This window comes from Bariatricus sp. SGI.154, assembly GCF_050313795.1.
GTDB lineage: Bacteria > Bacillota > Clostridia > Lachnospirales > Lachnospiraceae > CAMBRQ01.
This window is the reverse complement of sequence record NZ_JBNPMC010000036.1, coordinates 23,698-33,930: the sequence shown is the minus strand read 5'-3', so window position 1 is coordinate 33,930 and position 10,233 is coordinate 23,698. Positions and strand designations below refer to the sequence as shown.

At 45.6% G+C, this 10,233-nt stretch carries 9 protein-coding genes; all 9 read left to right on the top strand.

Annotated features, from left to right (window positions below; all coding sequences use genetic code 11):
- Window positions 1-23 precede the first annotated feature (23 nt).
- Window positions 24-341, top strand: coding sequence for a phage tail assembly chaperone G (gene gpG, locus ACQRBN_RS14055; protein ID WP_427739630.1), 318 nt, complete (start codon window positions 24-26; stop codon window positions 339-341).
- A gap of 122 nt (window positions 342-463) precedes the next feature.
- Window positions 464-862: a hypothetical protein gene (locus ACQRBN_RS14050; RefSeq protein WP_427739629.1), complete on the top strand. Its 399-nt coding sequence runs from the start codon at window positions 464-466 to the stop codon at window positions 860-862.
- 16 nt (window positions 863-878) lie between these two features.
- Entirely contained in the window at window positions 879-4,244 is a 3,366-nt protein-coding gene (locus ACQRBN_RS14045; RefSeq protein ID WP_427739628.1) for a phage tail tape measure protein, read from the top strand.
- Between the two features lie 4 nt (window positions 4,245-4,248).
- Window positions 4,249-4,956: a phage distal tail protein gene (locus tag ACQRBN_RS14040; RefSeq protein WP_427739627.1), complete on the top strand. Its 708-nt coding sequence runs from the start codon at window positions 4,249-4,251 to the stop codon at window positions 4,954-4,956.
- Between the two features lie 11 nt (window positions 4,957-4,967).
- Window positions 4,968-5,978 carry a phage tail protein gene (locus ACQRBN_RS14035; protein WP_207724089.1) on the top strand — a complete coding sequence of 337 codons (1,011 nt, stop codon included), beginning with the start codon at window positions 4,968-4,970 and terminating at the stop codon, window positions 5,976-5,978.
- A 4-nt stretch (window positions 5,979-5,982) separates the two neighbouring features.
- Window positions 5,983-6,834 carry a BppU family phage baseplate upper protein gene (locus ACQRBN_RS14030; RefSeq protein ID WP_427739626.1) on the top strand — a complete coding sequence of 284 codons (852 nt, stop codon included), beginning with the start codon at window positions 5,983-5,985 and terminating at the stop codon, window positions 6,832-6,834.
- Between the two features lie 17 nt (window positions 6,835-6,851).
- A complete protein-coding gene (locus tag ACQRBN_RS14025) occupies window positions 6,852-7,238 on the top strand; it encodes a hypothetical protein (RefSeq protein WP_055062296.1) in 387 nt (128 codons plus the stop codon).
- Window positions 7,238-8,476, top strand: coding sequence for a hypothetical protein (locus ACQRBN_RS14020; protein WP_427739625.1), 1,239 nt, complete (start codon window positions 7,238-7,240; stop codon window positions 8,474-8,476). The genes ACQRBN_RS14025 and ACQRBN_RS14020 overlap by 1 nt, the downstream gene beginning before the upstream one ends.
- 457 nt (window positions 8,477-8,933) lie before the next feature.
- Window positions 8,934-10,232 (top strand): RNA-directed DNA polymerase, encoded by a 1,299-nt coding sequence (locus ACQRBN_RS14015; RefSeq protein ID WP_320852681.1) that lies wholly within the window; start codon window positions 8,934-8,936, stop codon window positions 10,230-10,232.
- Window position 10,233 lies beyond the last annotated feature (1 nt).

Below are 10,233 nucleotides of genomic sequence, written 5' to 3'. Positions count from 1 at the left end.
GATATATAACAGGAGGATAAAACATGAAAAGAAAAATAATAGTCAATAATAAAGAGTTTACAATGCCGAAAATGTCAATCGACACATACACGGAATATCTTGAACTTGCAGAGGTTGTCGACGCAAAACAGAGATATTCAAAACAGGACATCGAGGCGATGGGTCTTTTTATCTGCAAGGCATACGGAGACCAGTTCACCATTGAGGAATTAAAGAATCCGGAGACCGGACTTGATGCAGCGGGATTGATTCTTGAGTTCCAGTTCATTGACATGGGAATTGCCGACGAACTCACAAAGAGAATGGAGAACATCGAGAAAAATTTTCAGAGTGGCAAGTGATACCGGAAATCGAAATCACTTGCAAAGGAAAAAGGCTTTTCATCAATTCCGTAACAGTAGAACAATATAAAAAATATATCAATCTCATGGAGAAAAATGACACGGAGGCATTTTCCGGAGTGATGTTTTTCAACAAAAAGATAATGCAGGAGATGTTCGGGAATGAACTGTCGCTTGCAGCAGTTGGGGAGATTGATGCAGTTGAATTTCTGACGGCAATCAAGACGGTTCATTTTATCATGCAGAACATCATTGCAGAGAAGATGTTGAACATTGTTGAGGTTGAGCAGATAGAGAAAGAGACATCCGCATTCGATGAATATGACCGTGAAAACGGTTATGAGGAAGAGGAACAACCGGAGGAAAATCAATGGAAAGTCTGCGGGGAAATTGTTGATCGTGTTGTAAAAATTGCGATTCGACTATTGAAAAACTCATACAGTCAATGCATGAAAGAAAACATTGTCACGTTATTGGACTATTTAAAATTTGAATTAGACACAATAAACGAAAATCAGTAGGAGAGGAGGCGACCGAATGGCTTATACAAGCGTCAAAATATCGGCAGATTCGAGCAGCTATCAATCACAAATGAAATCGGCAGCATCGCAGATGAAAGTCTTGTCTGCGGAATATACGACAGCAGCAACAAAAGCAAAGTTGTTCGGTTCAGAGACAGACAGCCTCAAGGCAAAAGCCGAATCGCTCACTCAAAAGATAACAGTGCAAAAGAACATCGTGCAGTTAAACAGTGAGCAGCAGGAAAAGTTGACAAAGAAACTGTCAGACCAAAAGACAAAGCAGGAGGAACTCAAAACAAAGATTGATGCTGCAAAAGAGGCTTATGAGAAATCAACAGCAGAGACCGGAAAGAACTCCGAGCAGTCAAAGGTACTCAAAGAGGAACTTGACAAGTTAGAGAAAGAGTTCACTGCAAATGAGACAGCAATCGGAAAGACGGAGACTGCACTTGCAAATCAGACGGTAAAGACGGAAAAGTCAAAAACTGCCCTCATGAACATGGAGGCAGAACTGAAAAACGTTAATGAACAGTTGAAAGACAATAAACTTGAAAAATTTGCGACCGCTTGCGATACGGCGGGAACAAAGATGGAGAGTTTCGGAAAGAAAATGTCAGTTGTCTCTGCCGGAATTGCAGGTATTGGTGCAGCATCAATCAAAGCATTCACGGAACTCGACGAGGGTTATGACACCATAGTGACAAAGACCGGAGCAACCGGAGAGGCACTTGAGGGATTGACAAAGTCTGCGGATAATGTTTTCGGAACAATGCCGGAGGATATGTCAACGGTAGGAGAGGCAATCGGAGAAGTCAACACAAGATTCCATACAACCGGAACGGAACTTGAAAAGACCTCTAAACAGTTCATACAGTTTGCAACAATCAACGGAACAAACGTCACACAGTCAGTTGACCAAGTTGACAAAATCATGAAAGCGTGGAACGTCGATGCATCACAGACGGGGAATCTATTAGGATTGCTCACGGCAAAGGCACAGGAAACCGGAATCTCTGTTGATACATTAGAGGGATATGTCCTCGACAATAACGCACAATTCAAAGAAATGGGATTGTCATTGCCTCAAGCAATCAATTTGATGGCTCAATTCGACGCAAACGGTGTTGATTCAACTCAAGCAATGGCAGGTCTGAAAAAAGCATTACAGAACGCCACATCAGAGGGAAAATCAATGGACGAGGCGTTGTCAGATACTATCGGTAGCATCAAGAACGCAAAGACAGAGACCGAGGCGATGCAGATTGCAACGGAATTGTTTGGAAAAAAAGGTGCTGCGGAAATGACAAAGGCAATTCGTGAGAACAGAATTGACCTCACCAGTCTTTCGTCATCAATGGAGGAATACGGTTCAACAGTCGAGGACACCTACAACGGAACACTCGACCCGATTGACAATGCAAAGGTTGCGATGAACAACGCAAAACTGGCGTTGTCGACACTGGCATCCACAGCACAGACATCCGCAGCACCTATGATTGAAAAATTGACCGGAAAGATTCAAGAGTTGACACAATGGTTCACGTCGCTCTCTCCGGCACAGCAAGAAACAGTTCTAAAAGTTGGTCTTGTGGTCGCTGCTATCGGTCCGTTGTCAATCGGATTCGGAAAAGTGGCAAAGGGAATCTCTGACACGGTAACAACCGGACAGAAATTTGTGTCCGGAGCTGCAAAGATAATCGCAAAGATTACGGCAAAGACAGCAGCCACGGCAGCAGGAACGGCAGCAGATACGGCAGGAACAGCAGCCACGGCAGCACATACGGCAGCCACAACAGCAGCCACGGCAACAACCGGAGGAATGACGGTGGCACAAACGGCACTCAATGCAGTTATGAACTTGTGTCCGATTATTTTGATTGTGACACTGATTGCCGGACTGATTGCAGCAGGCGTCGCCCTATATAAAAACTGGGATAAGGTCAAAGAAAAATTGTCCGAATTGTGGGGCAACATCAAAGAAAAATTCAATGCAATCAAAGAGACCATCACGGGAGCATTCACGAAAGCGAAAGAGGCGGTCACGAATAAGGTTAAAGAAATCGGAGACAGCATCAAGAACAGTACAATCGGACAAGCTGCATCAAAAGTATTCAACGGCGTAAAGGACACGGTTCACAATGTCATGTCGGCAGCGACCGAAACGGCAAAGGAAAAACTGGGGAACATGAAAACCGCCTATGAAGAAAACGGAGGCGGTATCAAGGGCGTTGTTGCTGCCGGATGGGAGGGAATCAAAGGTTATTATTCAGCAGGATTCACATTCGTTGATAATTTATCCGGAGGAAAACTCTCTGAAATCAAATCAAAATTCTCTGAAAAGACATCGGAAATAAAAACAAAGGTTTCCGATGGTTGGGAGAATATGAAAACCACCGCCACCACAAAAATGACGGAATGGAAAACCAACGCATCAAACAAACTGAATGAAATAAAAACAAATTTCTCAACAAAGGTTTCAGACATCGAGTCAAATGTTTCAACAGGTTGGGAGAATATGAAAACCACCGCCACCACAAAAATGACGGAATGGAAAAATAATGCATCGAATAAATTGACGGAAATCAAATCCGGATTTTCCTCAAAGGTTTCGGAGATAAAAACGAAATGGTCGACGGATTTTACAAATATAAAGGACAAGGCAACCTCACTCATGGAGACGGCAAAGTCCAATGTATCAACAAAACTCGACCACATGAAATCCGCATACAATGAAAAAGGCGGGGGAATCAAAGGGATTGTGTCTGCTACATTTACGGGCATAAAAGACACGATGAACTCTCTCATGAGTACGGCGAACACTCTGACAGGCGGGAAACTTGACAGCATCAAGTCTGCTTTTTCGTCAAAAATGGGAGCAGCAAAGTCAACCGTTTCATCTGTACTCGACGGAATTAAGGGAACATTTTCATCAAAACTTGAGAGTGCAAAGTCAACCGTTTCAAGCGTGATTGAAAAAATCAAGGGCGTGTTCAATTTTAAATGGTCATTGCCACACTTAAACCTGCCCCATATTAGCGTGAGCGGAGGAAAAGCACCGTTCGGAATTGGAGGAAAAGGTTCGCTCCCGTCGTTTTCGATTCAGTGGTATAAATCCGGTGGTATTATGACAAATCCGACAGTGTTCGGAATCAACGGAAACAGCCTCATGGTAGGAGGCGAGGCGGGTGACGAGGCGATCTTGCCACTTGCAGAGTTCTACACAGAATTGAACTCAATGCTTGACCGAAAGCTGAAAGCGATCAATCAGAATGTGAACGCTTTTATCGAGGTTCACAACTATATTGACGGAGACGAAGTGGCAAGCAGAACGACCGAAAAGGTCAGTGATAATCTTGCAATAGCAACAAAAAAACGGAGGTGAGGACATGAAAATTGACAGCATAGACATTCGGTCATTCGATGCAAAGCAGTTGACAGTTGATTTCGAGCCTCCACAGACGGGGGTGACGGTGGAGATGTTCGACGGGGCATTGATACCGTCGGAATCCGAAACATACACACCATTGTCCGGACTGACAGTGACAGTCCTGTTCAGAGGAAAAGACAGAGACGAGATTCAAAAACATGTCAGTGATTTCAATGCAGAGTTGCAGAAAGGTGTTGTCCTTACACTGGACGGGTACAGTCGCCATTTTAAGGCATATATGACGGGGAACTCGTTGAGCAAGACAATAACGAAAACACGGTACACAGCAGAGTTCAAATTCACGGGGTACTGGTTCAGCGACGAAGTGAGTTTGAACTGGCAGGGAGTGTATGAGGCAATATTTGAGGCACAGGGAAACAGGGCGACACCGTGCAGACTGACAATCACAGCAACGGAGTACATTGAGCAGTTAAGAATCAACGGTCTTTCCTGCGGTGAAATTATTATCGACACGATTCCGAGAGGAGCAACCGTCATCATTGACGGAGAAACAGGATTCGCAACGATGGACGGAGAGAACAAGTTCAAGGATGTGTCATTGATGGAATTTCCGTATCTCACAACAGGGCAGGAAAAGGAACATCATCTCATTTTCTCTGACAATAACGCACTTGTCACATTGCAGTATAAACCTATGTGGTTATAGGAGGCGGTCAGATGGATTTGTACAATGATTCACACGAAAAGGTGTGTATTTTATCCGGAATAAAAGAAACGTGCATCACAAGCACTCTCAAGACCGGAGATAAGGAAATCACATTCGAGTTCCGAAAGACAAACAGGTATGCAGCGGACATCAAAGAGGAGGGATATATCAGAACCGACACGGACGAATTTGTTATCAAGCAGGTCGAGCCGAGCGGGGAATGGTACAAATGCACCGGAACATTGAACGTCGAGGAACTGGAGGGCAAACAATATCCGCAGGGATTTGAGACTGTGGAAAAGACGGTCGATGAATGTCTAACAGAGGCAATCGACGGAACTGGATGGAAAGTCATCCGGTGCGATGTTTCCAAAAAGAGAACAATCCGGATAGAGCAGAACTGTTCTGCATGGGATGTCGCTCAACAGGCAATTACAACGTATAGATGCGAGATGGTGTTCGATTCTCTGAACAAGGGAATTTCGGTATATGAGAAATACGGAGAGGACAGAGGAGCATATTTCATTGAACGTCTGAACCTCAAGCGGTTGCAGGTGCAGTCAAACTCATACGACTTTGCAACAAGGCTCATTCCGATAGGGAAAGATGGATTGATGCTGAATATCGACGGGAAAAATTATGTTGAGAATCACCAGTATTCAAAGAAAGTGAAAACGATGACGTGGAAAGATGAAAGATACACGGATGCGGAATCACTGAAAGAGGATGCGGAGGCGAAACTGGACGAACTTTCCAAACCATACAGGTCGTACACAGCAGAAATCATCAATCTTGTTGAGGCAGTGCAGGACGAGGAGAAAAAAGAACAGTACAAAGAGGTGTTCAGTATAGCACTGGGAGACACGGTGCTGCTGATCTCCAAGTCAACGGGAATCCGTGAGAGCCACAGGATTGTGAAATTCTATGAATACCCGTTGACGAAAGAAAAGAACAAGGTCGAACTGGCAAACACAAGACTGTCATTCGAGGAGGTTCAGAGAACCGAGCAAGAATTGTCATGAGGAGGTGAGAAAATTGGAAATCATTAGACACATCAAAGTGGATTTGTATGGAGACACACAGCATTTTGCAGTCGCAGCGAAACAGATGGACATGGGAACACGGTACATCGGAGTGACACTCATGGAGGACGGTGTCGTGTATGAGATACCGGACAATGTGGAGGTCATTATCAACATGACCAAACCAGACAAGACACACGTTCACAACGATGGAGAAAAGTCCGGAAATGAGGCTCTCATTCCTCTCACAAGAGGCATGTTGCAGGTTCACGGAACAGCGTTGTGTGAGGTGCAGTTGTATCAAAATGGTGCATTGCTGACGAGTGCGACGTTTGAGATGGAGATTTTTCCGTCACAGCGGGATGAATCGGAAATCATTCACTCCGGAGAATACACAAGACTGGAGAACACCATTGCAGCAGCGAGAGAGGCTCTGCAAATCGCACAGGACACACAGAACACCATTGATGCAGCAGAGGCGGTCAGACAGGCACAGGAGCGGTTGAGAGAGGCTACTGAAAAGGCAAGAGAAATCAAAGAGAGCCGGAGAGAGGATGACACCGCAAAGGCGATCGCAAAATGCGTCGAGGCGATGGAGGCAGCAATCGAGCAGACAAAGAAATGTCTGACAGCGACCGAGGAGGCAAACAAAATCATCATCAGTCAGTCCGGTCTTGATGCGATACTGGCAGCAGTCAAAGACTATTATGAACGCATCAGAGAACTTGAGACGGACATTAACATCAATGTGGATGGAGGAACACCAAAATCAACCGACCTCCTGCTTGTCAAGGGAGGAACACCGTTCACGACCGATTATGACAAGTATATCGCAGGAACGTCACACACAATTTGAGAAAGAGGTGAAAAAGAATGGCAACAGCAACAATCACTCTGAAAAAGGGAACGACCGCAGAGTGGACGGAGAGCAAGAGGGTTCTCGATGATGGAGAACTGGGTCTCGAAACCACGACAAGCGGTCACAGAATCATCCGAATCGGTAACGGTTCGACCGAGTTCATGAGCCTCCCTGTCGCATTTGACATCGAGGAGGTCAGAGAAATCAAGACCGGAATGGACGAAGATGCAAAAACGTACTATGACGACATGGTAAAAAAGGGAACGGAGTTGCTTGCAGAAATGAAAGCACTGGCAACGACTGTCGAACTGGAGGACGATGCGACACAAATCAAGTATCGAATGGGTATCTCAAACGGTACGTTGTATTTTGAGGAAATCACAAAGGAGGCAAGTGAATAATGGCAGCAGGTGACAGAATATTCATGGCGAAAGAATCCACGTCGCAGGAGATTCTTTCCAACACAAAGAAAATTATCGAGGACGCAAAGGCAAAACCGAAAAGATACGGAATGAGAATCAACCTCCTCGACAGCAATCCGGCAACCCGTGTCAAATATCTTTATGATGCGGTTGGAATGACACCCGCAGGAATGAATTTCGCAGGAGGCGGGTTCGATTATGGAGACTGGGGAGATATTTGGTTCGTAAAGAAAAACCGTCCGGTCATGGTAAGAACTGACGGAACGGTTGACTATGAACTGAATCATGAAAACCATGCTCTCAAGCTGAACGGAGGAGCATCGGACATCGCAAAAACATCATACGGTGGAAATGCAATGTCCGAGATTCCTCTGATTTGGGTCAAGAGATGGACACAGAACAATTATCATTTTGTTGTGTTCTGTGAGGAGCAGTACGATGACACATACAAAGCATACGCACACACCGACGCAGACGGAAATGTCCTGCCCGTGACATATTTCCCGATGTACGAGGGTTCGGTTGTCAACAATAGGATGCGTTCGCTCTCCGGTCTCACACCGACAGCGTCCATGACAGACGAGCAGGAGACGACCGCAGCAAAGCAGAACGGTGACAGATGGGATAAACAGTCATTTTCTGAAATCAACCTCATGTATGAAATGTGTACGATGATTACATGCAGCACCAACTCACAGGGCAAGTTTGGAAATGGAAACAGTCAGTCCGACAATTTCTTGCAGACCGGAACACTCAACGGAAAAGGACAGTTTTTCGGTTATACATCGACCACACAGGCAGTCAAAGTATTTTACTGCGAGAATTTCTTTGCGAACTACTGGAAACGTTTGAGAGGTCTGCTGCTTATCAACGGAGTGTATCATGTGAAAGCAGTTCCTCCGTACAACTCAACAGGTGCGGGGTACACAAACACAGGACTGACACCGTCCGGAACATCCGGAGGCTACTGTTCAAGAATGGAAATGGCATCCGACATCGGAAGAATCCCGACCGTTGCATCCGGAAGTGAGACCACATACGAATGTGATGGGTTATGGTTCAACAATACGATCGTTGCAGTTGCCCTGTTCGGTGGCTACCGTGGCAACGGGTCGAGGTGCGGTTTGTCGTGCTGGAATGTGTACAACCCTGCGACGAGCGTGGACCCGGTCTTCGTGGCGAGCCTTTCTTGTAAACCGCCTGTTGCTGCTGCGTAAGCAGCGAGGGGGAACGGGGGAGATACTCCCCCGCAATAAAAAGGGAGGTTCGGAGGGTTTACCCTCCGAGGTGTACGGTATGACAAGGATTTTCCACGATGATGGAAACGGGAGGCACATCCGACACAAACAGAAAAAATTGTGATAGAATCTCCGACATGACAAAAAGATGACCTTGACATGACAGGGGAATCGGTGTGCGTCCTTGCCCTGTTCGGTGGCAACCGTGGCAACGGGTCGAAGTGCGGTTTGTCGTACTGGAATGTGAACAACCCTGCGACGAACGTGAACACGAACATCGTGGCGAGCCAATCTTATCAAATTATGGAGCATTTAACCAAAAGCACACCTTTTTCCTACACCGCAGGGTGTTGAAATACACCTAACCAGTGGAAATGATACCGATGCAGGCAGGGTCGAGTAAGAATATCAGAAAGACCTTGAGGTGATAAGAAAGATGGGAAAGAAATCCGTCAATAACCTGTACAAGCCTATGTTAGAACATAGCAATGTTGAGCAAAAATTTCATAAAGCAGCAAAGGGCAAGACAGAGCGTCCGGACGTTGCGGTGATATTAGAGCCGACCAACATTCAGAGACATGTCAAGAACGTCGTCGAGCAACTTGAGAACACTGCACCGGAGGGGTACGACGTACCGCATCCGGAAAAGGCATGGAAACCATCAAGACACGGGAAAGTCTGCATCAACGAGGGAACGAGCAGAAAAGTGAGAATGATTGAGAAACCTCGATACAATTATGAGCAGGTGATTCACCACATTGTCGTCTCTGCGTGTTATGACATTTTCATGAAAGGGATGTATGAGTTCTCGTGTGGGAGCGTACCGAACAGGGGTGCTCATTATGGGAAAAAGTACATCGAGAGGTGGATTCAGCGAGACAAAAAGAACTGCAAATATGTTCTCAAGATGGATATTCGACACTTTTTCGAGAGTGTTGACCATGATGTCTTGAAAGCGTGGCTCAAGAAGAAAATCAGAGACGAGAGAATGTTGTACATCCTCGAACTGATAATTGACGGGAGCGAGGTCGGGTTGCCTTTAGGGTTTTACACATCGCAGTGGTTGTCAAATTTCATGTTGCAGCCTCTCGACCATTTCATCAAAGAACAGTTGAAAGCGGTGCATTATATCCGGTATATGGATGATATGGTGGTGTTCGGAAAGAACAAAAAGGAACTCCACAGGATGCAGCAGGAGATTGAGAGATTCTTGAGAGAAAAGTTCAACTTGCAGATGAAAGGAAACTGGCAGGTGTTCCGGTTCGATTACACAGAGAAAAAGACCGGAAAGAGAAAAGGGAGACCACTCGATTTCATGGGATTCCAGTTCTATCACGACAAGACGATTCTGCGGGAAAGCATCATGTTGAGTTGCACACGGAAAGTCAACCGTGTCGCAAAGAAAGAGAAAATCACATGGTACGATGCAACCGCAATTCTGTCATACATGGGTTACTTGAGCAATACAGACACATACGACATGTACCTGCAAAGGGTCAAGCCTTATGTGAATGTTAAGAAATTAAAGAAAATAGTTAGCAAACATTCAAAGCGAAAGGAGCGAGAAAAACATGAAAGAATGGAGAGAAGTGTTCGGAACGGAGGCAGAACAGCCGGAGGAGTTCGACACAACAGCGTCACCGACAACGGTATATCAGAGACGCAATATCAAGAAAGCAACGAAAGAGGATGCAGACGGAAAGAAAATCACCGGATGGCAGCGAGAGGAGCGTGAA

Excerpts from the sequence above, each read along its gene's own strand:
- ACQRBN_RS14045 (WP_427739628.1), top strand. The coding sequence starts at position 879 with ATGGCTTATACAAGCGTCAAAATATCGGCAGATTCGAGCAGCTATCAA.
- ACQRBN_RS14050 (WP_427739629.1), top strand. The coding sequence starts at position 464 with ATGTTTTTCAACAAAAAGATAATGCAGGAGATGTTCGGGAATGAACTG.
- ACQRBN_RS14020 (WP_427739625.1), top strand. The coding sequence starts at position 7,238 with ATGGCAGCAGGTGACAGAATATTCATGGCGAAAGAATCCACGTCGCAG.
- ACQRBN_RS14040 (WP_427739627.1), top strand. The coding sequence starts at position 4,249 with ATGAAAATTGACAGCATAGACATTCGGTCATTCGATGCAAAGCAGTTG.
- ACQRBN_RS14015 (WP_320852681.1), top strand. The coding sequence starts at position 8,934 with ATGGGAAAGAAATCCGTCAATAACCTGTACAAGCCTATGTTAGAACAT.
- ACQRBN_RS14035 (WP_207724089.1), top strand. The coding sequence starts at position 4,968 with ATGGATTTGTACAATGATTCACACGAAAAGGTGTGTATTTTATCCGGA.
- gpG (WP_427739630.1), top strand. The coding sequence starts at position 24 with ATGAAAAGAAAAATAATAGTCAATAATAAAGAGTTTACAATGCCGAAA.
- ACQRBN_RS14025 (WP_055062296.1), top strand. The coding sequence starts at position 6,852 with ATGGCAACAGCAACAATCACTCTGAAAAAGGGAACGACCGCAGAGTGG.